General features: G+C 34.4%; 21 protein-coding genes. 12 read left to right on the top strand and 9 right to left on the bottom strand.

Annotated features, from left to right (window positions below; all coding sequences use genetic code 11):
* Nucleotides 1–34: 34 nt before the first annotated feature.
* The 5 genes from SIB75_RS03730 to SIB75_RS03710 all read left to right on the top strand — a co-directional run bounded on the left by SIB75_RS03730 (nucleotide 35) and on the right by SIB75_RS03710 (nucleotide 9,570).
* Complete coding sequence (locus tag SIB75_RS03730; protein WP_413684170.1) at nucleotides 35–3,820, top strand: UvrD-helicase domain-containing protein; 3,786 nt, start codon at nucleotides 35–37, stop codon at nucleotides 3,818–3,820.
* Nucleotides 3,817–5,538, top strand: coding sequence for an AAA family ATPase (locus SIB75_RS03725; RefSeq protein ID WP_413684168.1), 1,722 nt, complete (start codon nucleotides 3,817–3,819; stop codon nucleotides 5,536–5,538). The genes SIB75_RS03730 and SIB75_RS03725 overlap by 4 nt, the downstream gene beginning before the upstream one ends.
* Before the next feature lie 148 nt (nucleotides 5,539–5,686).
* Nucleotides 5,687–7,453, top strand: a complete 1,767-nt coding sequence (locus SIB75_RS03720) for a DEAD/DEAH box helicase (protein ID WP_413684166.1) — start codon at nucleotides 5,687–5,689, stop codon at nucleotides 7,451–7,453.
* Nucleotides 7,454–7,473: 20 nt separating this feature from the next.
* Nucleotides 7,474–7,758 carry a hypothetical protein gene (locus SIB75_RS03715; RefSeq protein WP_413684165.1) on the top strand — a complete coding sequence of 95 codons (285 nt, stop codon included), beginning with the start codon at nucleotides 7,474–7,476 and terminating at the stop codon, nucleotides 7,756–7,758.
* A 21-nt stretch (nucleotides 7,759–7,779) separates the two neighbouring features.
* Nucleotides 7,780–9,570 carry an ABC transporter ATP-binding protein gene (locus tag SIB75_RS03710; RefSeq protein WP_413684163.1) on the top strand — a complete coding sequence of 597 codons (1,791 nt, stop codon included), beginning with the start codon at nucleotides 7,780–7,782 and terminating at the stop codon, nucleotides 9,568–9,570.
* Nucleotide 9,571: 1 nt separating this feature from the next.
* Here SIB75_RS03710 and psbP read toward each other — a convergent pair whose 3' ends face one another.
* A complete protein-coding gene (gene psbP, locus SIB75_RS03705) occupies nucleotides 9,572–10,117 on the bottom strand; it encodes a photosystem II reaction center PsbP (protein ID WP_413684161.1) in 546 nt (181 codons plus the stop codon).
* A 119-nt stretch (nucleotides 10,118–10,236) separates the two neighbouring features.
* Between psbP and recR the strand changes: the two genes are divergently transcribed.
* Together recR and lipA are read left to right on the top strand one after the other, a co-directional pair.
* On the top strand, nucleotides 10,237–10,836 hold the full coding sequence (gene recR / locus SIB75_RS03700; RefSeq protein WP_413684785.1) for a recombination mediator RecR: 600 nt from the start codon (nucleotides 10,237–10,239) through the stop codon (nucleotides 10,834–10,836).
* Between the two features lie 11 nt (nucleotides 10,837–10,847).
* Nucleotides 10,848–11,774 carry a lipoyl synthase gene (gene lipA, locus SIB75_RS03695; RefSeq protein WP_413684159.1) on the top strand — a complete coding sequence of 309 codons (927 nt, stop codon included), beginning with the start codon at nucleotides 10,848–10,850 and terminating at the stop codon, nucleotides 11,772–11,774.
* A gap of 20 nt (nucleotides 11,775–11,794) precedes the next feature.
* Here the strand turns inward: lipA and SIB75_RS03690 are convergent, their stop codons facing one another.
* The 6 genes from SIB75_RS03690 to lysA form a co-directional block, all read right to left on the bottom strand.
* Nucleotides 11,795–12,295: a hypothetical protein gene (locus SIB75_RS03690; RefSeq protein ID WP_413684157.1), complete on the bottom strand. Its 501-nt coding sequence runs from the start codon at nucleotides 12,293–12,295 to the stop codon at nucleotides 11,795–11,797.
* Nucleotides 12,292–13,251, bottom strand: a complete 960-nt coding sequence (locus tag SIB75_RS03685) for a rhodanese-related sulfurtransferase (protein WP_413684156.1) — start codon at nucleotides 13,249–13,251, stop codon at nucleotides 12,292–12,294. Before SIB75_RS03685 ends, SIB75_RS03690 begins: the two co-directional genes overlap by 4 nt.
* 6 nt (nucleotides 13,252–13,257) lie before the next feature.
* Nucleotides 13,258–14,301, bottom strand: a complete 1,044-nt coding sequence (bioB, locus tag SIB75_RS03680; RefSeq protein ID WP_413684154.1) for a biotin synthase BioB — start codon at nucleotides 14,299–14,301, stop codon at nucleotides 13,258–13,260.
* Between the two features lie 93 nt (nucleotides 14,302–14,394).
* Nucleotides 14,395–15,165 (bottom strand): isoprenyl transferase, encoded by a 771-nt coding sequence (locus tag SIB75_RS03675; protein WP_413684152.1) that lies wholly within the window; start codon nucleotides 15,163–15,165, stop codon nucleotides 14,395–14,397.
* Nucleotides 15,162–16,064, bottom strand: a complete 903-nt coding sequence (gene cdaA / locus SIB75_RS03670; RefSeq protein WP_413684151.1) for a diadenylate cyclase CdaA — start codon at nucleotides 16,062–16,064, stop codon at nucleotides 15,162–15,164. The genes SIB75_RS03675 and cdaA overlap by 4 nt, the downstream gene beginning before the upstream one ends.
* 29 nt (nucleotides 16,065–16,093) lie before the next feature.
* The gene (gene lysA / locus SIB75_RS03665; RefSeq protein ID WP_413684150.1) at nucleotides 16,094–17,458 is read right to left on the bottom strand and encodes a diaminopimelate decarboxylase; all 1,365 of its coding nucleotides are present in this window, start codon (nucleotides 17,456–17,458) and stop codon (nucleotides 16,094–16,096) included.
* A 97-nt stretch (nucleotides 17,459–17,555) separates the two neighbouring features.
* On the opposite strand from lysA, the gene rimI reads away from it, so the two are divergent.
* The 5 genes from rimI (at nucleotide 17,556) to SIB75_RS03640 (ending at nucleotide 23,459) form a co-directional block, all read left to right on the top strand.
* Complete coding sequence (rimI, locus tag SIB75_RS03660; RefSeq protein WP_413684149.1) at nucleotides 17,556–18,008, top strand: ribosomal protein S18-alanine N-acetyltransferase; 453 nt, start codon at nucleotides 17,556–17,558, stop codon at nucleotides 18,006–18,008.
* Nucleotides 18,009–18,198: 190 nt separating this feature from the next.
* A complete protein-coding gene (locus SIB75_RS03655) occupies nucleotides 18,199–20,766 on the top strand; it encodes an ATP-dependent Clp protease ATP-binding subunit (protein ID WP_413684147.1) in 2,568 nt (855 codons plus the stop codon).
* Between the two features lie 24 nt (nucleotides 20,767–20,790).
* Nucleotides 20,791–21,903: an iron-containing alcohol dehydrogenase gene (locus SIB75_RS03650; protein WP_413684146.1), complete on the top strand. Its 1,113-nt coding sequence runs from the start codon at nucleotides 20,791–20,793 to the stop codon at nucleotides 21,901–21,903.
* Nucleotides 21,904–21,915: 12 nt separating this feature from the next.
* Entirely contained in the window at nucleotides 21,916–22,818 is a 903-nt protein-coding gene (locus SIB75_RS03645) for an alpha/beta fold hydrolase (protein ID WP_413684144.1), read from the top strand.
* Nucleotides 22,803–23,459 (top strand): hypothetical protein, encoded by a 657-nt coding sequence (locus SIB75_RS03640; RefSeq protein WP_413684142.1) that lies wholly within the window; start codon nucleotides 22,803–22,805, stop codon nucleotides 23,457–23,459. The genes SIB75_RS03645 and SIB75_RS03640 overlap by 16 nt, the downstream gene beginning before the upstream one ends.
* 5 nt (nucleotides 23,460–23,464) lie before the next feature.
* Here the strand turns inward: SIB75_RS03640 and SIB75_RS03635 are convergent, their stop codons facing one another.
* Together SIB75_RS03635 and SIB75_RS03630 are read right to left on the bottom strand one after the other, a co-directional pair.
* Complete coding sequence (locus SIB75_RS03635) at nucleotides 23,465–24,352, bottom strand: phosphatidate cytidylyltransferase (protein ID WP_413684141.1); 888 nt, start codon at nucleotides 24,350–24,352, stop codon at nucleotides 23,465–23,467.
* A 100-nt stretch (nucleotides 24,353–24,452) separates the two neighbouring features.
* Complete coding sequence (locus tag SIB75_RS03630) at nucleotides 24,453–25,847, bottom strand: lysine decarboxylase (RefSeq protein ID WP_413684140.1); 1,395 nt, start codon at nucleotides 25,845–25,847, stop codon at nucleotides 24,453–24,455.
* Nucleotides 25,848–25,923: the final 76 nt, after the last annotated feature.

Raw genomic sequence — 25,923 nt, 5'->3', positions numbered from 1 at the left:
TTTCTTATTTTATTATTATAACTAAGAAATAAATATGACTAATATAGAATTGTTTCAACCGAATAAATATCCTTTATCGAATGGAATACGACTAATAGAAGCAAGTGCTGGAACAGGAAAAACATTTTCTCTTTCTCATCTTGTCTTAAGGTTATTAACTGAAAAAGAATATTCAATAAACGAAATACTAGTTGTTAGCTTTACAGAAGCGACAGCATCAGAAATAAAAGCAAGAATTATTGAAAGATTAATTCTTGCTTTAAAAATAATTGAATCAACAAATACAACCGTAAAACCCTATAAGGTAGACAATGTACTAAATGAATGGGTCGAATTAAATATAACATCTAAAGAAAGAGCCTTATATATAGCATCACTACTCTTAGAAGCATTAGAGAGAATTGACAATGCAGATATCACAACAATTCATGGATTTTGCAGTAAAACACTTCGTAGAGAAGCTATTGAGAATGGAAATAATTTAAACCCAACTATCGAAAAAGATTCAAACTCACTAATAAATGAAATTGTTGAAGAATATTGGAAAAAAGAAATATTAGAAATAGAAATTTCAGAATTAAAAGGTTTATTTAAAAGTAATTTTAATCGTAAGAATTTGATTGAGGTTCTTAGTTCATTGGATAATGACCCAAATAATAGTTTCAAACAGACTTTTAATGACTTAAAAATAGAAGAAAGTCTTTCAACTCAATTAAACAACTATATTGAATCATTATGGATAAAATTTAAGACTATATGGGAAGAGAAGGGACAAGAGCTTGAAGATAGCTTCATAGAGATTGCTAAAGATCTAAGATCTCTGGGTATTAAAGATACAAAGCCATACTCATCCAAGCCCAGAAAAAATCGTTATGAGCTTTTAAGTAACTGGATTGAAGAATATAAAGAGAAAAAGCGACCATCATATGAAGATATTCAAAATCAAAACCTTATAAATAAATATTTTCATCCTAAAAATATTTACCAACTAGATATGAAGCATAAAATTGATTCTTGTTCAAAAGAAATGGAGCTAATTCTTGATACTATAGGAGATTTATATGATAGCCCATGTGAATTTGCTTGGGAGCATGCTTTGTTATGGACTAAAAGAGAGCTTGAAAAAAGAAAATCTAAAAAGGGTTTAATAAATTATTCTGATCTACTTAAATTATTAGATCCCAAAAACCTAAATAGTAATGAAATTAAAGATGAGGTTAATCCTAATAATATCTATAGAAATCTAGAGCAAAGATATAAGGTAGCCTTAATCGATGAATTCCAAGATACTGACCCAGTCCAATTAAGATTACTAAAAAAAGCCTTTGGAAACCGATCATCACATCTATTACTAATGATTGGAGATCCAAAGCAAGCAATCTATAGTTTCAGAGGTGGAAGCTTAAATACATATATGAAAGCAAGAGAAGCCTGTGATCAAATTCATTACATGAATGCTAATTATAGAAGTACAAAACATCTAATTTTATCACTCAATAAATTATTTCTTGATGGTTTAATAAGATCAAATCTATCAACTCAAGAACTTAATCCATGTTCACAAGAAGATCTACTAAAACTAAATGGAATAAAAGAACCTTTTAAGATATTAAATCTAATAGATAATAATCAAAAAGAAAAAGCTCAAAGAATAAAATTAGATTCAAAAAGCAAAATAGAGGATAAAATTCCGAAAGTTATTGGATCTTATTTGTTAGGGCTATTAAGCAATAATCCCAAAGATTTAAATCCCTCAGATATTTGCATATTAGTCAATAGACACGATCAAGCTAAAAACATCCATAGCTATTTATCAAAAATAAAAATCCCTTCGCAACTCTTGAGTAATGAAAATATATTTACTAGAGAGGGAGCTCAAATCCTACAGATTTTCATTAACTGTATCGTCAGTCCACATAATCAACAAACTCTTGCTCTACTAGCTTGTTCTGAGCTAATGCAATGGAAAAAGGAAAAACTTATCAAATCAAAAATTGATGGCGATTTTGATTCATTATCTTCGAAGTTTTATGACCTTTCAAAATTATTTCCAACGATTGGATTATTAGGCTGTTTGTCTAACTTTCTAGAAGGGAAGTCAATAGCTGATCTTTCTAATAGAGGAACTTTATTAGGTGATCTTTACCAAAGCTCTCAGTTAGTAGATGAGCAGATCCATCGACAGAAGCTTAATGCATTAAGGGCATCACAATGGCTTAGTAGTCAAAGGTTCCAGTCCACTGAGCAAATACCTGAAGAATATCAACCTAACAGTGCCATTAGTAATAGCTCTGTAAATATAATTACAATTCACAAGAGTAAAGGACTACAATTTAAAATAGTGATTTGTCCATACTTATGGCAAAAGCCCCCAGATAGAAAAAGTCATTTATGGAAAGATAATCAAAATCTATTAATTTCTAAAAAGTATAAATGGAATAAAAAATATAGTTCATACCAAGACTTTATTAGAAAAGAATCCTTAAATGAAGCAGAGCGGTTAGCTTACGTTGCTTTTACAAGAGCTAAAAAACAATTAATAGTCCTGTGGGCAAATGCTGCTGGTCAAGAAGGGAACCCTCTTTCAGGATTTTTATTTGGCTCTGAATCAATAAATCTAAAGATAGAAGACCATACAAAGGAAATGATGGAAAATTCATTCACAAAAAGAGAACTAAAAGTTGATATTCAAGATATAAAAACAATTGAAACAAATAAGACATGGATTCAACCTAAAAGTGAAGTCAAATTTTCGCTTGGAGCAATTCCCACCCATCAATTTGAAAATAGTTGGGGAAGGTACAGTTTTTCAAAATGGATAACACAAAAAAATGACGAATTAATTCCAAAAGACTTATCAGATGAGTTAAATGAAGATCATGAATTTAAGGATGAAATTGAGGATATATCTTTCCAAGAAATTGATAACGTGCTTGTAGAAAAAGGTCAAAGTATTGACAGATTAGAGGATCAGAAATGGTCTAAAGAAAGTCCTATTGGTAATTTCCCAAGGGGACCTATAGCAGGGACTTGTCTTCATAAAATACTTGAAAGAATAGATTTCAATGATATTGAAAATCAACTAAAAGTTTCAACTATAATAAAAGAAGAATTAAATATAGTTAATATAAGTAATTCATTTATTGAACCAATAAATATTTTATTAAAGAGAATTGCAAATATCCCTTTAGGAGGTCCTTTAGGAAACTTTAAAATGAAAAATCTAAATTCTAAAAGCTCTATCAAAGAATTAAAATTTGATATTCCAATTTGTCATGAAGCTAATCCAATTAATACTCTCGAATTATCATCAATTTTTAGAGAAGATGTTCAAAATAAATATGGCTCAGACTATATAAATAAACTGATAGATCTAAAAATCCATAGCAGCGGTTTCCTAACCGGATCCATAGACCTAGTTTTTGCAGACAACCCAAATCATAAAATTGCTAAATGGTGGGTTTTAGATTGGAAAAGTAACTGGATAGGAAGTCTGCTATCAAAAGAACATAGTTCTTCGTGTGGTCCCTCAAATTATTCAATTTCCAGAATGGATGAAGAAATGTACCATCATCACTATCCACTACAAGCCCACATATATTTACTTGCTTTACATAGATTTTTAAATTGGAGGCTCCCCGATTATTCACCTCAAAAACATCTTGGAGGTTACATTTACGTATTTTTGAGAGGGCTTCCAGATAAAGAAGAGTTAGAAGAAAAGAATTTTCTGCAATGGACTCCAGGATTAATCGTCGAAGCTGCTCCTATTGAAAGAATTAAAAAATTAGATTTATTGATTAAAAGACAACATAAATGAGAGAACCCTTGAAAAATAATTTTTCAACTGATTTAAATAAATCATTATTGGCTACTCTAATTCGCTATTTCCCACCCATAGAGTTTAATGAAGCTTTAATAGATGTTGTAAATGTATTAATGGATGGATTATCAAGAGGCGATGTTTACATAGACATGAAGAAAATCCCTGAAAATCTTGAACTAAAATATAAAGATTGGCCCAGCTATCATATGAAAGCGTTATTAGAGAGTGGCTGGACTAAAGGAGATAACTCCCCAATAGTTTTAAATGGAGATTTGATTAGTTGGCGGCGTACACATGATGAGATAGTTGAGACCATTCAAAAAATACTATTAAGGAATCGCCCTATTAATAACCTTTCTAAAGAATCATCTGTTCGAATTGATGCTAAGAATCTAGCGCATCTAAATATTCAACAAAAAGAAGCTGTTAACCTTGTTAAAACTGAACAAATCATATTATTAAGTGGTGGCCCAGGCACAGGCAAAACTAGTACGATTCTTCAAATGCTTTTACAAGCACTAACAAGAAATCCGACTCTTAATATTGCAATGGCTGCTCCAACAGGGAAAGCCGCAAAAAAACTAAAAGATACTATTCAGGCGGGTATTGCAGAATTTGAAAATTCTATAAAAGATAAGCTTTCTAATATTCCTTCTAAAACATTACATAAATGGCTAGAAGCAGGACCAAATGGCTTCAGAAGAAACTCTCAACGTCTATTAAATTTAGATCTAATAGTCATAGATGAGATGTCAATGGTTGACTTGTCAACCATTAATGGATTGCTCGACGCATTAACAAAATCATGTCAAATAATCTTAGTAGGTGATCCTGACCAATTATTACCAATTGAAAGTGGTGGCATATGGCAAATTTTGCAAGAGAAAGAAATGAAAATAAACTTTCAATCAAACTCAGTCAAACTTACACAGTCATACCGAAACAAAGGAGATATCGCTTTATTAAGAAACACACTAAAAGATGAAGGAGTAAATGCCTTTTGGCACCTGCTTTCAATGAAAGAGGATTCATCAAATACAAGTCAGTACCTTTCATCCCTAAAAAGTATTCCTGATCCTGTAGTAAAAACTCTTTTCAACTATAGAAAGAAGCTTAAAAAGTTAACAGAAAATTGTATTAATTATATCCCTAACGAAGCATGGCAATCAAGCATGATTGAGGTGCCACAATCAGTTGAGGTACTAAAGCTCTTTAATTTCATAGATAATGTTCTTATACTTTGTCCGCAAAGATATGGGCCGTGGGGTGTAAAAAAAATCCACGAGTTCCTTTTAGGAAAGAGATTTGAGAAGGAAACACAAAAGTGGGAGGAGGGGACACCAATCATGGCAAAAAGTAATCAGCCTGAAATAGGTTTAGCAAATGGAGACGTTGGAATAATTATTGGCAACGGCGAGAAAAGACGTTTTTTATTTAATGTTTTTTCTGAGGAACAAAGAGTAGTAACTCGATTAATAAACCCATCAAGGTTAAATATGTATGATGCGGCATATGCAATGACAATTCATAAAGCACAGGGGAGTGAAGCTGATCAAGTTCTTTTACTTTGGCCAAGCACCTCAAAAGTTTCAGAAGAAAATACTCTCATAAAGTTTTATTCTGATGATTATGAAAAAAGAATGCTGTACACAGCAATAACTCGTGCAAAAAAACAATTACTGGTAATTACCAATAAAGAAGAAGACTTTTAAAGATGTGGTCAACTTATTCCTAAAAGGATTTTTGAGATGATAAAGTAAAAATTATATCCCTTTAACAAGGCGAGTCAGCAAAGCACGGTTATAAACCGATCGGAAGTTGTCTGCCTAATTTGAAGGACAAAAAGGCAACCATTATTAGATGACAAATAAAAATCTACATGAGGATTCCTCATGTCCAGTAGATCAAGATGTTCTCGAGGAATCTACTGAGAAAATATTGGATGAAGGTGATCAAAATTCAGAAAATGGATTTTCAGAATTTAATTTTAGTGAAGAACTAATTCAAACAATCTCTAATCAAGGCTACTCATCTCCCACTCCGATTCAAAAAGCTGCAATTCCTGAATTACTTCTTGGTAGAGATTTAGTTGGACAAGCTCAAACGGGTACAGGTAAAACAGCTGCATTTGCATTGCCAATCCTTGAAAGACTGAAAAAGAATGTTGGACATCCACAAGTTTTAGTTTTAGCCCCAACTCGCGAGTTGGCTATGCAAGTGGCTGAATCATTTCGCACATATTCCGCAGGTCATCCGCATTTTAAAGTACTCGCAATATATGGAGGCTCTGATTTCCGAAACCAAATCAACACTCTTAGGAGGGGAGTTGATGTCGTCGTTGGGACTCCTGGTCGAGTCATGGATCACATGCGTCAAAAGACTCTAAATACTAGTCATTTAAGTTGTTTAGTTCTTGATGAAGCTGATGAAATGTTAAGAATGGGATTCATTGATGATGTTGAATGGATTTTAGAACAATTGCCAGAGGAGAGACAACTAGTATTATTCTCAGCGACAATGCCATCTGAGATAAGAAGATTATCAAAAAAATATTTAAATAGTCCTGCAGAAATAACTATAAAAGCAACTGAATTGAAGGAACGACTTATCAGGCAAAGGTATTTAAGTGTTCAAAATGTTTATAAAGTTAATGCACTTCAGAGAGTACTTGAAGCTGTATCAGAAGAAGGAGTAATAATATTTGCTAGAACAAAGGCTATTACAATTGTAGTAGCTGAAAAATTAGAATCATATGGATATAATGTAGCTGTTTTAAATGGAGATATTCCTCAAAATCAAAGGGAAAGAACTGTTGAAAGATTAAGACAGGGTTCTATCAATATTTTAGTAGCCACAGATGTAGCAGCAAGAGGCCTTGATGTGGATCGAATTGGTTTAGTAATAAATTACGATATGCCATTTGATCGGGAAGCGTATGTTCATAGAATTGGCAGAACTGGACGTGCAGGAAGGAATGGTGAAGCTATTCTTTTTGTTAATCCAAGAGAAAGATCATTTTTAAGTAACCTTGAAAGAGCTGTAGGCCAACCAATTGAGAAAATGAATATTCCAGACAATGAACTTATCAACAGCAACCGAATTAAGAAGCTTAAAGCAAAATTAATAAAAGCGGCCTCAACGGAAAGAGATAACCCAGAAGAGGCTAATATTTTAGAAGAATTAATAAAAAATGTTGAAAAAGAATTAGATATAGATCCAAAAGACTTAACTCTTGCCGCATTAAATTTAGCAGTTGGTTTTAATTCACTCCTTGAGTATGGGAATGAGGATTGGATCAGGCAATCAGCTCAAAGGAATTCAAGAAATGATCGACGAGACAATAAATTTAAACAACGTCGAAGAGGTGATTTAGATAACAACAGACTTGAAGATGAAATGGACAGATTCAGAGTTGAAGTTGGGCATAGAGATAGAGTTAAGCCTGGAAATCTAGTTGGAGCAATTGCCAACGAAGCGGGACTAAAAGGAAGATCTATAGGCAGAATAAGGATATTTGAAAACTACAGCCTTGTAGATTTGCCAAAACAAATGCCTGATAATGTTTTTCAAGCTCTAAAGAAAGTTAAAGTAATGAATAGAGAATTACAGATAAACAGAGCTGACTGACAGAAAAAACAACCAATAACATGCTTACTAAATTATTATTCAGCAGCATAATCACATTTCTTCTATTAGAACTGGGTAACCAATTAGATGCTAAGGAAAAAACAATTAGTACTAAAAATAGTCTTATCAATAGATTCTGTATTGCGACTTTAAAAACAAAGCTTGATATAAAGAATAAGCAAAATTTAGATGAGATTAGTGATTTTACTTGTGAATGTTTTTTTAGAAAATATAATTCTGGAAATTCGCTAAAAAGCTCACGTGCTTACTGTAGAGATAAAGCTTCTGATAAATTTAATCTCTAAAAAAATAGCAATTCATATCAAATGTATACACTAAATTCAAAAACAAATAGAAGTCCATTAGCAAGACTTTTAAGTAATCTTACAAGGCAAAAGCGTCTGATATATTCAGCTATTACTTTCTCTATATTGAATAAATTTTTTGATCTTGCGCCACCTGTATTAATAGGTATATCTGTTGATGTAGTAGTAAGAAAAGAAAGTTCATGGCTAGGTTCAATGGGCTTTAATACTGTCCCAGATCAATTAATTGCACTTGCAATAATATCATTCTTAATTTGGTCAGCCGAGTCATTCTGTGAATATTTATATGGATTATTATGGAGAAATTTAGCTCAAAAGACACAGCACTTTTTAAGAATTAAAGCATATGACCATTTACAAAAGTTAGAGATGACATTCTTCGAATCAGATAATACAGGAAGGCTTATGACTGTACTTAATGACGATATAAATCAACTAGAAAGATTCTTGGATGAAGGAGCTAATAAAATTATTCAATTAATAATTACTGTTTTTATTGTTGGTGGGGCAATGATTTTTTTAGCTCCCGGTATTGCATTGCTAGCATTCATCCCTATTCCATTTATTCTTTGGGGATCAATTAATTTCCAGAAGAATCTAGCTCCTCGCTACCGTGACGTCAGAGATAGGGCTGGAGATCTTGCCTCAAGACTTAATAATAATCTCAGTGGAATGCTTACTATTAAAAGTTTTGCTACTGAGGATTGGGAACTTGAAAGATTAAGATTCGATAGCAATCTATATCAAGAAAGTAATAGAAAAGCAATTAAGCTCTCAGCTGCATTTATCCCATTAATTAGATTCGCAATACTATTTGCATTCCTTGCAATATTAATTGCTGGAGGCTTTCAAACTTGGAAAGGATTAATGCCAGTGGGCACTTATAGTTTTTTAGTTTTTATTACTCAAAGATTATTATGGCCATTAACGACATTAGGCCACATTTTAGATGATTATCAAAGATCAATGGCCTCAACAAATAGAGTTTTAGATTTAATAGATACTCCAATAAAAATTAAAACTGGAAAAATAAAATTAGATCCTAATAATGTTCAAGGTGACATCAAATTCAAAAATATTGATTTTACATATCAAGGTCGGGCTCAAGTTATCAAAAACTTTAATTTGGATATTAGTCCTGGGAAGAAAATAGGTATTGTAGGTGCTACAGGTTCTGGCAAAAGTACACTTATAAAACTATTATTAAGGCTATATAAAATCAGTAAAGGTTCAATAGAAATTGATGGAAACTCAATTGAATCATTGGATTTAAAAAGTTTACGAAGATGTATTGCATTAGTAAGCCAGGAAACATATTTATTCCAAGGTACAATTGAAGAAAATATTTCTTATGGATCACAAAATATTGATAAATCAAAAATTAAAAATGCTGCAGACATTGCCGAAGCAACTGACTTTATCAATCAACTTCCAGAAGGGCTAAAAACAATAGTTGGAGAAAGAGGACAAAAGTTATCTGGTGGACAAAGACAAAGAATAGCTATCGCAAGGGCAATATTAAAAAACGCACCAATATTAATATTAGATGAAGCAACAGCATCTGTAGACAATGAAACTGAAGCCGCGATTCAAAGATCTCTAAAGAAGATAACAAGTAGCTGTACCACAATTGTTATTGCACATCGTTTAAGTACTGTAATAGATGCCGACGAAATTATAGTTTTAGATAAAGGTAAAATCATCGAGAAAGGAACACATATTTCTCTTCTTAAAAATAGAGATTTCTATTACTATCTTTGGAAAATTCAAGCTGGTGAAAGTAATACTTAAATTATATGAAGAAAGTAAAAGAACTAACTACTCTTTTAAAAGTATCTTGCATTTTTGACCAGCGTTGTTCATTAGTGCTAGCAGCAAGTGTATATAAATAACCTCTATCCACGACGACAGTAGCAATTTCGTGCCTACTATTGTCTTCTAAATCAACAGAGTATTCAAGATCATAGAATTTGCGTTCATCGACTTCTCTCTCTGAAGAATTAATTAATTGAATAGGATTATTACTATTCTTTTCACCGAAAAGTCTTTCCCCTACAGCATCCGCTCCACCCAAATCATCTAAATCCACTTCATTTTCCAATTTAGAAATAACAAGACTGAGGGTTTCATCGGAGTTAATCAGGTCATGGTAAACAACCTCTGGCCCATTATCGACAGCCACTCTCGTCCACCCTGTTGGGAAAAGAAAACCATATCGTCCATCTTGACTTTTAAAAGGTTCCAAACCTGCGGTCCCTCCTGTAGAGCAAGCTCCGAGCGTCAAGACCAACGCTATAGCCAAAAGGGATTTAACAGATGTTCGAAAAAATTTGATCATTTGGAAGATTCAAGCATCACTATTTTGATACATTTCTAATTTAACTCACGATAATCTTCTTTAAATTAGTGCAACCAAGATAAAACTCTGACTACATTCAAGTTAATTGCTTCTGACCTCTGAGCGGCTTCACTAAACCATTATCAAAATTAATTGATCAGTTTGAGCAATTGCCTGGTATCGGCCCCAGAACTGCTCAAAGATTAGCTCTTCATCTTTTGCGTCAACCAGAAGACAAAATTAGATTGTTTTCAGAAGCTCTAGTTAATGCGAAAAGTCAAGTAGGTCAATGTAAGACGTGCTTTCATTTAACTGCAGGAGAACAATGCGAAATTTGTTTAAACAAGCAAAGAAATCAAGAACTCATTTGCGTTGTTTCTGAGTCAAGAGATTTGCTTGCTCTTGAGCGTACTCGAGAGTACAAAGGTCTTTATCATGTAATTGGTGGGTTAATTTCTCCGATGGATGGGATTGGACCAGAAATGCTTGAAATATCAAGTCTTATCAAAAGAGTCGATAAAGAAAATATCAAAGAAGTCATCCTTGCCCTAACACCAAGTATTGAGGGGGATACAACTAGTCTATATGTGGGTAGATTATTAAAACCATTCACAAAGGTCACTCGTATTGCATATGGACTTCCTGTTGGAAGTGAGCTGGAATATGCCGACGAGGTAACACTCTCGCGTGCTTTAGAAGGCCGTAGAGACTTAGATTAATCATCAAACATATGACAACAACAACAACAAGAAAAACAACAAAATATAGTAGCTTCCTGCCGAAAGAGCGTTTACCTAATTGGATCAAGCCATCCATAGGTAACGCAATTCAATTGGAAAAAGTTCAAAAACTCGTAAAAGAAAACAGATTGCATACGATCTGCGAAGAAGGTAGATGCCCAAACAGAGGCGAATGTTATGCCGCTGGTACGGCTACTTTTTTATTAGGCGGCTCAATATGTACAAGGAGCTGTGCCTTTTGCCAAGTAGAGAAAGGAAAGTCGCCCGAAAAAGTAAATATTTTTGAAGCAGAAAAAGTAGCAAATGCTGTTCAAGTATTAAATCTTAAATATGTAGTACTTACAGCAGTCGCAAGAGATGATTTACCAGATCACGGTGCAAGTCTATTCACGTCAACGATGGATGCAATTAGAACATTGAATCCTGGTGTCGCCATTGAGGTGCTAACACCAGATTTCTGGGGTGGAAACAACAATGATAATGTCGAAAAGCAAAAAGAGCGACTTAAGCTAGTTCTTTCAGCTAATCCTATTTGCTTCAACCATAATCTTGAAACTGTAAAGAGACTTCAAAGAGAAGTAAGGAGAGGCGCTACTTACGAACATTCACTAAATCTTCTCAGATTTGCCAGAGAAATCGACCCAAAGATTCCCACAAAATCAGGAATAATGCTTGGACTAGGAGAAAAATTCCATGAAATAATTCAAACCCTTAAAGACCTTAGAAAAGTCGACTGTCAATATTTGACTATCGGTCAATATTTACGACCTTCGCTTGCTCACATTCCAGTTTCTCATTATTGGTCACCAACAAAATTCAATGATTTTGCTAAAATAGCCAAGGAATTAGGATTTAAAAAAGTAAACAGCGGGCCATTAGTAAGAAGCAGTTACCATGCGAATGAAACTTTAGATTAGTCGCCTTAAAATAGTTTTAACTACTCCGACCAACTCCTATAACTTCTTTCAAATACTTTCTCACAATTGCCTACCATAAACGCACCTGCACCTCCCCAAACAAGTCTCAAAGGTAAATCCAAAGGAGAAGATCCAACTTTACGTATAGTATTAAATCCACGCCTACGAAAATAACGTTGCAAAATTTGATGCTGATTGTTTTCATCATAAATAGCCAATAATCTCGCACTACGACATGGAGTCTCCTCTAAAGCCCAGGCCATAGTTGAAGCCCAGATCAAATCACCTACATTAGGGTCAACGTTTTTACCAACCTTCATCGTATCAAGCTGAAGACCTTTAGTATTTTGATAGGCCCATCCTTTCATTTCACCCAACAACTGAATTTTAGTATTACTGGTTATTTCACCAACAACTAGCTTAAACGACCAAATATTGAGAGGTCTCCTGACTTGTATTCGCAGCAATAAACCCCTATCAGATGCTTCTTTTTCTAATTGAGTTAAATTAGGTTTAGTCATGCAGATGGCCATATAGAATTTTCTGGTAGACGTTTCATTATTTCATCAATTTGACGTTGCCTTTCAGCAAATCTAGCTCTATCACTATCTGTATATTTATTCTTGCAACCCTCACATTGTAAGCCTTTTATGTATGTTGGCTTTTTCAAGTCCTCAGGAGAAATAGGTAATCCACAAGCATGACACATCCTGTGGGAGCCTGGTGTTAGCGCATGATCTAAAGAGACACGTTGATCAAAAACAAAGCACTCACCTTCCCATAAGCTATTCCCAGGAGAAACATCTTCTAGATATTTCAGAATTCCACCTTCAAGATGATGTACGTCAGAAAAACCTTCATCTATCAAATAGGAAGTAGCTTTTTCGCATCTTATTCCTCCCGTACAATACATCCCTATTTTTAAAGAGGGATTCTCCTCGATTAAAGGCTTTAAATGCTTTTGAACCCAAGAAGGAAATTCACGAAATGAGCTTGTATGTGGATTTAGAGCTCCTGCAAAGTTTCCAATTTTTATTTCATACTCATTACGAGTATCAATAATAACACTATCAGGATCCTCTAAGAACTCATTCCATTCACAAGCTTTTATATATTTACCTACAGATTTAGCAGGATTAACTTGTTTTAGCCCAATCGTGACAATTTCTTTTTTCTGACGAGCCTTAAAGCGTCTAAATGCCTGTTTATCGGTCCAACTATATTTGACATTAATATCTGATACCTTTAGAAGTTTCTCTAAAGTTTCAATGAATAGAACTATCGCATTTTCAGTTCCACAAACCGTACCATTAACACCTTCAGAAGCTAATAAAATAGTTCCTTTTATTTCCTGATTCGCAGCTAAGGTTGTTAGTTCTTCTTTGATTAAAAGAATTTCTTGATCAATAATCGATAGAAAATCATAAAAGGCAGCAACTTTATATTTGAATTTCTCAAAGCTATCCTCTGTTTTCATACCTACTTATTCTTGAGAGAAATTTGCGGTAATTCCAGCATCCGCTAAAAGTTTACGGTCTGCCTCCACCTCCGGATTACTTGTAGTCAAAAGTGTATCTCCATAAAATATAGAATCGGCTCCGGATTGTAGGCATAGTATCTGAGCCTCTCTACCCAATTGTTGTCTTCCTGCGCTAAGTCTTATTCGACTTTTAGGCATAATGATCCTTGCTGTCGCGACCATGCGAACCATCTCTAATGGATCAATAGATGACAAATCCTCCATGGGCGTCCCCTCCACTGCAACTAATGCATTAATAGGTACGCTCTCAGGATGTGGCTCTAAAGTTGCTAAAACTTTAAGTAAAGATGCTCGATCGGAAACAGATTCGCCCATACCAATAATCCCACCACAGCACACTGTAATTCCAGCCATGCGTACTCTTCTCAATGTTTCAAGTCGATCCTGATATGTTCTTGTTGAAATAATCTTGGAATAATGTTCAGGACTAGTATCTAAATTGTGGTTATAGGCTGTTAAACCAGCTTCTGCCAATCTAGAGGCTTGAGAATCAGTAATCATTCCCGCTGTGACACATGCCTCAAGACCAAGTCCTCTAACACCTCTGACCATTTCAAGCATTGAATCGAATGCGTTTCCATCTTTAATCTCACGCCAAGCCCAACCCATGCAAAATCGATCTGCTCCGGCATCTTTAGCCGCTCTTGCTCTATTAAGAACTGACTCAACTTGTAGTACAGGATTAGGTTGAACCGTTGTTTCGTTGTGAACAGATTGGGGGCAGTATGCGCAATCTTCTGAGCACCCTCCTGTCTTCACACTTAGAAGGGAAGCGAGTTGAACTTTGTAACCTGGATTGTAAGACCTATGAACTATTTGAGCTCTCCATAACAAATCCATTAATGGCAAATCAAGTATCTCTTTGATTTCCTCTAAAGACCAATCATGTCTTATATCTCCACCTCTTACGGAATTAAAATCCATATATGATTCATCTATGAAATTGCATTTAGTAGATTCCTGAATATTAGAATTAATTAAAGTCATAAAAAAATTTAAATATAAAAAATTTAATTGCTATTTAGTTTTAGCTGATAATCTATAAAAAATCATATAACTAAAGATATTCAATTATTTTAGTTATACACCTCCAAATCTTCTTCTTCTAGACTGATAGTCAATGAGTGCCTTAGTAAGAGTATCAGCATTGAAGTCTGGCCATAGTACATCTGTGACATGAATTTCAGAATAAGCTAATTGCCACAATAGAAAATTACTTATTCTTTTTTCACCACTAGTTCTAATAAGCAAGTCTGGATCGACCTCACTTGCTGTAAATAATTCAGAAGCAAACAAATTTTCATCGATCAAAGAGGGATCTATTTCACCTTTAACTGAACGTTCTGCCAACTTTTGAGCAGCTCGTACTAATTCGAGTCGTCCGCCATAGTTAGTACAAACATTAAAATGAATACCTTTATTATTAGAAGTTGATTCGACCGACTCTTTTATTAAGTCCTTTAACGCAATAGGTAATGGGTCAAGGTCACCCAAGAAATTAATTTTTACTTCTTCAAGTTTTAAACTAGTCAATTCACGCTTGAGAACACTTTCAAAAAGTGTCATCAAAAAATTTACTTCTTCTCTAGGCCTAGACCAATTTTCAGTTGAGAACGCATAAACAGTCAAAGCGCCTATCCCCCAGTTACTGCATAAATGCAAAGTGTTTTTCAAAGCCTCAACACCAGCCGTATGTCCAATTGTTCTAGGTAAACCTTTTAATTTTGCCCACCTTCCATTCCCATCCATAATCACCGCAATATGGTTGGGCATTCGATGCATATCCAAATCCTTAGGTAATGGGGTTACCTCTTCTGAATTATCTGTACGTATTAAGTAAGGGAATGTCAATTCAAAGACTCCTTGCTTTCATTTATTGTCCCAAGATTAACTCTGGACTTGACCACTTTAGTATCAATATTAGAGGAAGTTGTTTTCAATGAGGGATTAGTGCTGTTTGGTTTAGTTGAAGATGAATTTGAAGGATCCAACAACTCTTTCAAAAGGTCAAGTAATCTACTGCTTGTAATAGGCCTTTCGAGCCGTCCTTGGCTAGCTAAAGATAAGGTACCTGATTCTTCTGAAACCACAACGCAAATACATCGATCAAATCGTTCAGTTATTCCAAGAGCCGCTAAATGTCTTGTTCCATACCTACTAATTCCTTGTCTTGAAAGAGGTAAGATTACCCCTGCTGAAATAATTCTATTTCCCTTTACCAAAACAGCTCCATCATGAAGAGGTGTATCTGCTGCAAAAAGATTTAATAACAACTCAGATGATAGTTGAGCATCGATTGGAACTCCTGGAAAAAGAAAATCTTCAGGACGTAAGTCACTTCCCATATCAACAACAATTAAAGCTCCTTTTCTATTTTGTGATAAGCGACCTGCTGCTTCAGTTAATTGAGCGAAAGTATTAGAACTTGCCCTAAATTCTTTTTGAGTATTTCCGATAATGACAGCTAATCTTCCAGTACCTAATAATTCCATTAATCTCCTTAATTCTCCTTGCCATAAAATCGCTAAAGATAATGAGCAGGCCAAAACCAATGCATCAACAAGTTTTGAAGTGATTGGTAAATTTGCAAACCTCTGAACGAACCAAGCTAATGAAACCAAAAAGAGATAACCTCTTAAAAGCCATAATGTTCTTTGCTCTTTAACTCTTGTAAAAAGAAGTATTCCAAGAGAAGACGCAAACAACACATCAAGAAGAACACGCAAATTTATAAGCCACCAAAAATTCACTCCTACTCTCCAACGTTATTTCAACCTACCTAATTCCGGGGAATAAAGCGATCAGGTAATACATCTAATTGCAATAGATCTTCAGGAAGTTCTCTCCTTTGAGTCAACTCAACCAAGCCTTCACCAACCATGATTGTGGCAGGTCTAGGAATTCTGTTGTAGTTAGAGCTCATAGAATAATTGTATGCACCTGTTCCAAAGACAGCTAGAAAATCACCACTTTCACAGGTCGGAAGAAAAAAATCTTTCAACAGAACATCTCCAGACTCACAATGCTTACCTGCGATAGTAACTTTTTCAAAATTTGTATTCAATGGTTTATCTACCAAACAGGCACTATATAGAGATTGGTAAGTTATTGGACGAGGATTATCGCTCATACCTCCATCAACAGACAAATAAGTTCTAATTCCAGGAACAACTTTTTTAGCTCCAATCTTATAAATAGTGAGCCCCGAATTAGCCACAAGAGATCTTCCAGGTTCACACATTAATCTTGGCAAAGCTAAATTCCTTTCACTACAGGCCTTGACAACTGCATTAGAAATAACTTCAATCCATTTTTCAATAGAGGGAGGATTATCATCTTGAACATATTTAATCCCCAGACCTCCTCCTAAGTTCAGATCAGTTATATGATGACCAATTTCCTGAGCCATCTTCAAAGTATCAGCCATCACACCAGCAAGATCAACATGAGGTTGAAGCTCAAAGATTTGGGAACCTATATGTGCATGTATACCAGTTAATTGTGCCCATTTATATGTTTTTAATTCTTCTAAAACCGACTTAAGATCATCTGGATCAAAACCAAATTTGCTATCTAAATGTCCAGTCCTAATATATTCATGAGTATGGCATTCAATGCCAGGTGTAATCCTCAACATTAATTTTGCTGGTTTTTTATCAGACGCAATATTTTTTAGCAGCTCAATATCATGATAATTATCTAAAACAATCGTCACCTTATTTTCATAAGCGAAATTCAATTCATTATGAGATTTGTTATTTCCATGAAAAACTATTTTTTCCCCTTGGACACCTCCCTTTAGGGCAGTAAGTAATTCACCTTCTGATACTGCATCAAGTCCAAAACCTTCAGAAGCAATAACAGCACAAATTGCTAAGGAGCTATTTGCTTTTGAAGCAAATAGAGGAAGAGAATCTCCTGGATAATGCTTTTTTAATGAAGAGATATAAGTTTTGCAAGCAGTCCTAAGTGAAAGCTCATCAAAAACATAAAGAGGAGTTCCATATTTCTTTGCTAATTCACTAAGTTGAAATCCACCAACTACTAATTTTTCACTTTCATTAATTTCGGAAGAGATAGGAGCTATATTTCGGTTTGGACTGTATATATCCCTCTCGGGTTCAAAAGCTTTTGAGCCAAGCATAGAAAGTTTTTACTTTAATATTTAGCCAATCTAGAGATCAATCAACCAATTAGTATTCTTTTTAAAGAAAGGAGGATCAATCGATTAAGAATTCGATATGAATCTCAAAATAATTCAATTAGGGATAATGCATCTAAATGATTGTATTGAGATTGACCAAAAATCCTTAAAAGGTCTTTGGACTAAATCTCAATGGGTGAAAGAACTCACTGATCCAAAAAGGATTTGTCTAGGGATAATAGAGCTAGAAACAAAAAAACTTTTAGGCATTTGTTCCGCGTGGTTGTTAATAGACGAATTGTACATAACTTCAATAGCTGTTCATCCAAAACACCAAAGGAAAGGACTAGGAAAATTTCTCTTGTCAGATCTAATCAAACGTTCAACTTTACTGCGAACGAATCAAATTTATTTAGAAGTTAAAGACACCAACGAGTCAGCTAAAGCTTTTTACAAATCAATGGGCTTCAAAACTATAGGTAATAGAATTAATTTTTACAAAGATGGAAGTAATGCTCTTCTTCTTGCTAAAGAGACTAATAAAAAATAAAAAAAGCAATAATTCAGTTCGGTTTACCGAAACCAAAAACAAATACATTATCCATTCTTTGCATCAATTAATACTTTTAATTATCTTTCAAAGAACACTTAATATTTACCCTTTATAAAAAAAAACCTAACCGTACACATTTCACACTTAACCCTGATAAATTAGATGAAACAGTTAATGACTAAAGTTAATGTTCGAGAGGTTTACAGAAAAAGCTATAAAAGTGATTATGCTTGCACAGGAAGAGGCAAGACGCCTTGGTCATAATTTTGTTGGAACCGAGCAAATCCTTTTAGGTCTAATAGGAGAAGGAACAGGCGTTGCAGCTAAAGTTCTTAAATCAATGGGAGTAAATCTAAAAGATTCAAGAGTGGAAGTTGAAAAAATAATAGGAAGAGGTTCTGGTTTCGTTGCTGTAGAAATCCCTTTCACTCCAAGGGCAAAAAGAGTACTTGAACTTTCTCTAGAAGAAGCCAGACAACTAGGTCACAATTACATTGGGACTGAACATCTATTACTCGGACTTATCAGAGAAGGCGAGGGAGTTGCAGCAAGAGTTCTTGAAAACTTAGGGGTTGATCTAACAAAAGTCAGGACACAAGTTGTTCGAATGCTTGGCGAAACCGCTGAAGTAACTACCGGTTCAGGGGCATCCAAAGGATCAGTCAAAACCTCAACACTTGATGAATTCGGAACAAACCTTACCAAATTAGCTAGCGAATCAAAGCTGGACCCAGTCGTAGGAAGACATTCAGAGATTGATCGTGTAATTCAAATATTGGGAAGAAGGACAAAGAACAATCCGGTTCTAATTGGAGAGCCTGGAGTAGGAAAAACAGCTATTGCTGAAGGACTTGCTCAGAGAATCCAACAAGGAAACATTCCTGATATTCTCGAAGAGAAGAGAGTCTTAACTCTTGATATAGGTTTACTTGTCGCTGGTACCAAATATCGGGGTGAATTTGAAGAAAGGTTAAAAAAAATAATGGAAGAAATAAAGTCTGCTGGAAATGTAATTCTAGTTATAGATGAAGTTCATACTTTAATAGGAGCAGGAGCTGCTGAGGGTGCAATTGACGCTGCAAACATATTAAAACCAGCTTTAGCAAGAGGCGAACTTCAATGTATTGGAGCTACGACTCTAGATGAATATCGCAAGCATATTGAAAGAGATGCAGCATTAGAGCGTAGATTTCAGCCTGTTATGATTGGAGAACCTTCAATCAAAGACACAATTGAAATCCTTAAAGGACTAAGAGAGAGATATGAGCAACATCACAGATTAAAAATTACTGACGAAGCTTTAGACGCTGCTGCCAATCTTGGTGACAGGTATATTTCAGATCGTTTTTTACCTGACAAAGCTATAGACCTAATTGACGAGGCAGGGAGCAGAGTCAGATTATTGAATTCTAAATTGCCCCCTGAGGCAAAAGAAGTTGATAAAGAATTAAGGAAAATACAAAAGAGTAAAGAAGAAGCCGTAAGAGATCAAAATTTCACCCAAGCAGGAGAACTTAGAGAGAAAGAAGTTGAACTTAGAGATAAGATTAGAAACCTTCTACAGAACATAAGACAAAAAACCGCATCAACTGTCGATCCCGACACTACTGATAATTCAAATTCAAATAATGAACTTTCTGATCAAGTAATTAATCAGTCTGATGAATCAAAAGCTCCTCAGCCCATAGTCAATGAAGAGGATATTGCTCATATTGTCGCGTCCTGGACAGGAGTTCCTGTTCAAAAATTAACTGAAAGTGAATCAGTCAAACTTTTAAATATGGAAGATACCTTGCATCAAAGACTCATTGGCCAAGACGAAGCTGTCAAAGCTGTTTCAAAAGCGATTCGGAGAGCAAGAGTAGGTCTTAAGAATCCAAATAGACCAATTGCTAGTTTTATTTTTTCTGGTCCAACGGGTGTAGGGAAAACTGAACTCACGAAAGCGTTAGCGGCCTATTTCTTTGGTAGTGAAGAAGCAATGATACGACTAGACATGTCTGAATTCATGGAAAGACATACTGTTAGCAAATTAATAGGTTCGCCACCTGGGTACGTAGGTTTTAATGAAGGGGGACAACTAACTGAAGCGGTGAGGAGAAGACCTTACACAGTAGTTTTGTTCGATGAAATAGAAAAAGCACATCCAGATGTATTTAACCTCCTGCTTCAATTACTTGAAGAGGGAAGACTAACCGATTCAAAAGGAAGAACTGTTGACTTCAAAAATACATTGATAATAATGACTTCTAATATTGGATCTAAAGTTATTGAGAAAGGTGGAGGGGGATTGGGATTTGAATTATCAGGGGAGAACCTAGAAGATACTCAATACAACCGAATTAAATCTTTAGTAAATGAAGAACTTAAGCAATATTTCCGTCCTGAATTTCTTAATAGATTAGATGAAATAATTGTATTCAGACAACTCTCTAGAAACGAAGTTAAAGACATCGCCGAAATAATGTTGAAAGAAGTATTTTTGAGAATAAAAGAGAAAGGAATATCATTAACAGTTTCTGATGATTTCAAAGAAAGATTAGTTGAAGAGGGATACAATCCTTCCTATGGGGCAAGGCCTTTAAGAAGAGCTGTTATGAGATTGTTAGAAGATAGCCTTGCTGAAGAATTTTTATCTGGGAGGATTAAAGATGGAGACAAGGCAGAGGTGGATATTGATGAAAGCAAAAAAGTAATTGTTAAACATCTTGGAAAAGATAGTCCCAAAACTGAGTTAGCAAGCGCTGCTATTTAACTTTGAAAGTATAAATTCATTTGTATGTCTATAAATAATCACAGCATTTCACCTTCAAAAGTAGTTAGGGGTGAGAACGCTTGGATTAAATCAATAGATCTAGTTACACAATTGTGCAAAAGGCCTTTATTAATAGGTAGAAGTAGCACAACTAAAGGTATAAGAACTTCATTCAAAAAAGATCTTCTTTTAAGAGGTATTCAATCATTCTCTTTTGAGTTAGAACATGATTGTTGTGAATTAGATATCAAAAATGCATGCCTAATCTCAAAAAATAACAATTGCGATGGGATTATTGCAGCAGGAGGAGGAAAAGTACTGGATGCAGGAAAATTAATTGCTGATTTACTTGACATCAATTGCATTACTATTCCATTAAGCGCTTCCACATGTGCAGGATGGACTGCTTTATCTAATATTTATACACCTGATGGCAAATTCATCAAAGATGTAACTTTAAAAAACTGCCCAAACTTATTAATATTTGATCACACAATTGTTAGGTCCGCTCCACCAAGAACTTTGGCAAGCGGCATGGCAGATGCTGTTGCGAAATGGTACGAATCATCCTTAACGAGCAGCAAAAGCCAAGATGGTTTTGTGCAACAAGCAGTTCAAATGGCTAGGGTTTTAAGAGATCAATTATTTTTAAACGGTCTAAAGGCTTTCTTAAATCCACTTAGCAATTCTTGGGAAACTGTCGCCGAAGGATGTGCACTTACTGCTGGAATAATAGGAGGTCTAGGAGGTGCTAGATGCAGAACTGCTGCAGCGCATCCAATACACAATGGATTAACTCAACTTGCATACACCAACAAACCACTCCATGGAGAGCTTGTTGGATTCGGATTGCTAATACAATTACATCTAGAAGAGAAAAATTCGAACAGTCAATTACCTAAACAAGCTAAGTCTCAACTTATAGATTTCTTCTCTAAACTCAATCTTCCAATATCACTTGAGTCTATTTGTCTTAAAAGCACGACTTCGGATGAACTACAAAAAGCCTGTAAATTCGCCTGCAGTGATAACTCTGATATACATCAATTACCTTTCCCAATAAATGAAAAAGAACTTTATGAAGCAATTCAAAATTTTCAATCTTTATCTACAAGTTACAAAATAATTTTTAAATAATATTAAAGAACATTGAATCAGGAAGAAATTAAAAATATCGATAATAAAAATGCTACTAAAGCATACATTAATGAGATAAGAGAACAAATTATTGACAAACAAGCACGTAAACTTTTTGAAGATCTTAAATGGATAGAATTAAAGGATATTTCACCATGCAAATCTGATTTATTTCCAACAGTAATAACAGGCAAAGGAGAAAAGATTCTTTTAATACATGGCTTTGATAGTTGCTTTCTTGAATATAGACGTCTCACACCTTTTCTAAAAAAGAATAACAAATTAATCATTCCAGATTTATATGGATTTGGCTTTTGTCCTAGATCTAATGGGAACAAATATGGATTCAAATATTTGATGAAACATTTAAATTCTGTTTTGAATTATTACTCAAAAGATCAACCAATTGGAGTAATAGGGGCCTCAATGGGCGGAGCTTTAGCTTTAGAACTCGCAAGACAAAACCCAAAAAAGGTCAATAAGTTATTACTTTTATCTCCAGCAGGGTTGGCAGGTAAAAACCCAAAAATCCCATGGCCTTTTAATCACTTGGGGGCCTTTTTCCTTCGTCAACCTTTCGTCCGAAAGAACTTGTGTAGACAAGCATTCGCAGATCCAACAAATAGCGTTGGACCTGCAGAAGAACAAATTGCCTCAATACATTTAAAAGTTCCTGGATGGCAATCATCTCTTGCAGATTTCGCATCAAATGGAGGAGTATCTAATTGTGGACTCCCAAAGCCAACTCAACCTCTCAAAATTATTTTAGGAAAATATGACAGAATAATTCCTAAGAATGAAAAAGAAGAAACCAGCAGGACTTATAACTCCAACATAGAAATAGCAGAAAATTCCGGACATCTCCCACACTTAGAAGAACCAAAATTAGTTGCTGAGGCTTGGAAAGAAATTTAAATAAAGGAATGATATCCAAGCGGATTCAAGATAAAGGTATTCTTGCTAAATTATTAGAACATGGTGTGAAAATTTTAGTTATAAAATATTGTAAAAAGATTGGTAGTATTAAAATAGATATCATAGCTAGTTCTATTCAAATTATTAAAGGTGAACTGCAAAAAATCAATATCATTGCTGAAGATATAAATTACAAAGATCTTTTGTTCGATAGAGTTCAGTTGGAAGCCAATCAAATTGGAATCAAATTCAAGCTAAAAAATAAAGAATTAAACTTTAAAAATAATCAGATAATAAAATTTAAGCTTTCATTATCTGAAAATTCTCTCAAAACAGTTCTATTATCTAAAAATTGGAGTTGGATAGGGGCTAGGATATGTAAAGAAATACTAAACAAGGAAAAAATAGAAGATGTAAAGTTAAGGAATGATAAATTGTTAATTAAAGGATATAAAAAAAATATGACTAACAATCAAGTAGAACAGATTAATATTAAAGCAGAGAAAGGCAAAATCTATTTGGGAAACAAAACCTCTAACAAGACTTTTCAGGTACCAATGGAAAATAAAATATATATAGAAACTATAAATATAGAAAACAATTTAATCAAAATTTCTGCAAATTCATCTTTAAGTTTTTAATTATTTCAGGAAATAATTAATGGTGATAATAAAATTACTATATAAAATACAATTGCTGGAGTAAATAAATAGCTATCTATTCTATCAAGAATTCCTCCATGACCAGGTAAAAAATTACCTGAATCTTTTAATCCAGCATTTCTCTTCAACATCGATTCTGTAAGATCTCCAACCAGGGAAAATAATGCCACTAAAACACCAATAAATATTCCAATAAATATTCCAAATTGCCATCTAAGTAGATAGCCAAAAAAGACTCCTATTAATACAGAAAATATTAATCCACCAATAACACCCTCAATAGTTTTAGAAGGTGAAATTGGTGATAATGAATGATTTCCAAACTTCTTACCAACAAAATAAGAACCTATATCAAATCCAACAATCATAAAACATGTAGAGAAAGTTATTAACATTCCAAAAGTAATAGATGTTGACCAATCAGTGGGAATCAAATTGACGTTATTTGACAAGTCAGTCTCTAAAAGATTTCTTAGCTTTATCCAATGACTTGGCAAGAAGCCTAAATAAAACAATCCAAATATTGATGCTGCTACATCTGCAATGGAACCAGTAATTGGTTGTAACAACAACCAACCACAAATCGCTGCACCAGACAATGGCAAAATGGCATCTGATATTTCGAAAGAGATATATCCAAGAGAAGATAATTGGGTAAAAAAAAGTAATATTTGACAGGCTAACAACGTTGTTTTAGTTGCTGGTCGTATACCAGTAAATTCTGCCATTCGAAAAAACTCTAGAAGAGCTATATGAACAATTAAACTTATTGAGATAGCAAACCACCAACCACCTAGAGAGACTATTAAAAAGCCAAAAGCTCCAACTAAAAGTCCACTTAATAATCTCTTTTTCGAAACAGCTAAAAACATTAAATTAGATTAAAAAAAATATAGCTTTCTTTTATAAAACATACTAAAAAGGAGTTAATAATAATAATTTTCATTATAGCTGATAAGTAGATATTATTAATCAACAAATAACTCTTACAAAATCAGAGATTTGTTCTGGCCAAAAGCATTTTTGTTCTATCAACCATTCAACACGAGCTTCGTCCAAAATCTCACCAGGGATCAATAAAGGTATTCCAGGAGGATAAGGACAGACCATTTCAACAGAAATCCTTCCTATAGCATCCTGCAGCTTTACCTTCTCAAAGTTCGATCCCCAAGAATAAGTAAATGGCTTCAATGGCCTAGTGACGATACTGAAAGGAGGTCTTTTAAAAAAACAAGCTTTTTGTTCGCCAGACGATGTCAGGATTTCATTCCAAGTTCTTACAAATCTTTTGCCTAATCTTTTGTGAGAAGAGAGTCCAAGGCAAAAAGTTAGTGTTCCTGGCTCAGCCAATTCACCAATTATTCTTTTTTTTATAAACCTTTTATCAACTTCAATACCACTTAACCCGAATTTTGATGTGTGAAGAATAATTCTTAATGGGTCACTGGTTTTAAGAAGAGGAACTTTTTTATTAATCAAAAAATCTTTTAACAACTTAGCTTCTTCTATACGGGATTTTAATTTCTTTATCCCTTTAGATTCAATGAGTTCCTTTATTGAACTTTCACAAGAAGCTAACAACAAAGAACTTGGGCTTGAAGTTTGAAGCAACTCAATACTTCTTTCTATATTAAATGGATCAACCTTGTCACCTTGTGACCATAAGACCGCGGATTGAACTAATCCTGGTGCAGATTTATGAAGAGAATGAACAACAAGATCTGCACCAAAAGATATAGCTGACTTAGGCAAATCTGGGCTTACTTGACTTATTAGTTGAGCGCCATGAGCCTCATCAACTAACACTGGTAAACAATGTGAATGAATCTCCTTTATTAGAGATTCTATATCTGCAGAATAACCTTGATATGTGGGGTTAACTAAAACCACAGCCGCTATATCCTCTTCAAATTCTTTTACTTTTTTAAAAACACTCTGAAGCCATTTTTTATCAAAAACAGATGCATGACCTCTATCGCTTAAATATGGAACATCAAAAAGCAATGGCACTAATCCTCCAAACAAGCATGCGTGAATACAGCTTTTATGTATATTCCTGGGCATGAGAACAGCTTGACCAGGACGAGCTAGAGCAAGCAATGCACTTTGAAGTAAGCCTGTAGCACCGTTAACTCCATACCAACATCTATCAACCCCAACTTCATAGGCAGAAGACTTTTGACTTTCTGCTATTGCTCCTTCACGAATCAACGGGCCACCAATCTCAAATAGCTCAGGCAAATCCCAAATACCTGGTCTCAGCTTTAAAAGGTTTTTTATCTTTTTGGGGAGAGCATTTCCTCTCCCATGGGCTGGCAAGAAAAGATTTTCGCTTCTATTAGCAGAAAGCAAGTCAAACAGCCCCATTGAATAAAAGAATTACCTAAAATCAATTTACATAAATTAATCAGTAAGCAAATCAAAAGAACTTCTTAGAGGGGTA

This window comes from Prochlorococcus sp. MIT 1011, from assembly GCF_047305235.1.
GTDB lineage: Bacteria > Cyanobacteriota > Cyanobacteriia > PCC-6307 > Cyanobiaceae > Prochlorococcus_B.
The sequence above is the reverse complement of the archived record's forward strand: the minus strand, read 5'-3'. Positions and strand labels throughout refer to the sequence as shown.

Bases quoted from the DNA above. Each gene is read 5' to 3' on its own strand.
- SIB75_RS03730 (WP_413684170.1), top strand. From the start codon at position 35: ATGACTAATATAGAATTGTTTCAACCGAATAAATATCCTTTATCGAAT.
- SIB75_RS03725 (WP_413684168.1), top strand. From the start codon at position 3,817: ATGAGAGAACCCTTGAAAAATAATTTTTCAACTGATTTAAATAAATCA.
- SIB75_RS03720 (WP_413684166.1), top strand. From the start codon at position 5,687: ATGACAAATAAAAATCTACATGAGGATTCCTCATGTCCAGTAGATCAA.
- SIB75_RS03715 (WP_413684165.1), top strand. From the start codon at position 7,474: ATGCTTACTAAATTATTATTCAGCAGCATAATCACATTTCTTCTATTA.
- SIB75_RS03710 (WP_413684163.1), top strand. From the start codon at position 7,780: ATGTATACACTAAATTCAAAAACAAATAGAAGTCCATTAGCAAGACTT.
- psbP (WP_413684161.1), bottom strand. From the start codon at position 10,117: ATGATCAAATTTTTTCGAACATCTGTTAAATCCCTTTTGGCTATAGCG.
- lipA (WP_413684159.1), top strand. From the start codon at position 10,848: ATGACAACAACAACAACAAGAAAAACAACAAAATATAGTAGCTTCCTG.
- SIB75_RS03690 (WP_413684157.1), bottom strand. From the start codon at position 12,295: ATGACTAAACCTAATTTAACTCAATTAGAAAAAGAAGCATCTGATAGG.
- SIB75_RS03685 (WP_413684156.1), bottom strand. From the start codon at position 13,251: ATGAAAACAGAGGATAGCTTTGAGAAATTCAAATATAAAGTTGCTGCC.
- bioB (WP_413684154.1), bottom strand. From the start codon at position 14,301: ATGACTTTAATTAATTCTAATATTCAGGAATCTACTAAATGCAATTTC.
- lysA (WP_413684150.1), bottom strand. From the start codon at position 17,458: ATGCTTGGCTCAAAAGCTTTTGAACCCGAGAGGGATATATACAGTCCA.
- rimI (WP_413684149.1), top strand. From the start codon at position 17,556: ATGAATCTCAAAATAATTCAATTAGGGATAATGCATCTAAATGATTGT.
- SIB75_RS03655 (WP_413684147.1), top strand. From the start codon at position 18,199: ATGTTCGAGAGGTTTACAGAAAAAGCTATAAAAGTGATTATGCTTGCA.
- SIB75_RS03650 (WP_413684146.1), top strand. From the start codon at position 20,791: ATGTCTATAAATAATCACAGCATTTCACCTTCAAAAGTAGTTAGGGGT.
- SIB75_RS03635 (WP_413684141.1), bottom strand. From the start codon at position 24,352: ATGTTTTTAGCTGTTTCGAAAAAGAGATTATTAAGTGGACTTTTAGTT.
- SIB75_RS03630 (WP_413684140.1), bottom strand. From the start codon at position 25,847: ATGGGGCTGTTTGACTTGCTTTCTGCTAATAGAAGCGAAAATCTTTTC.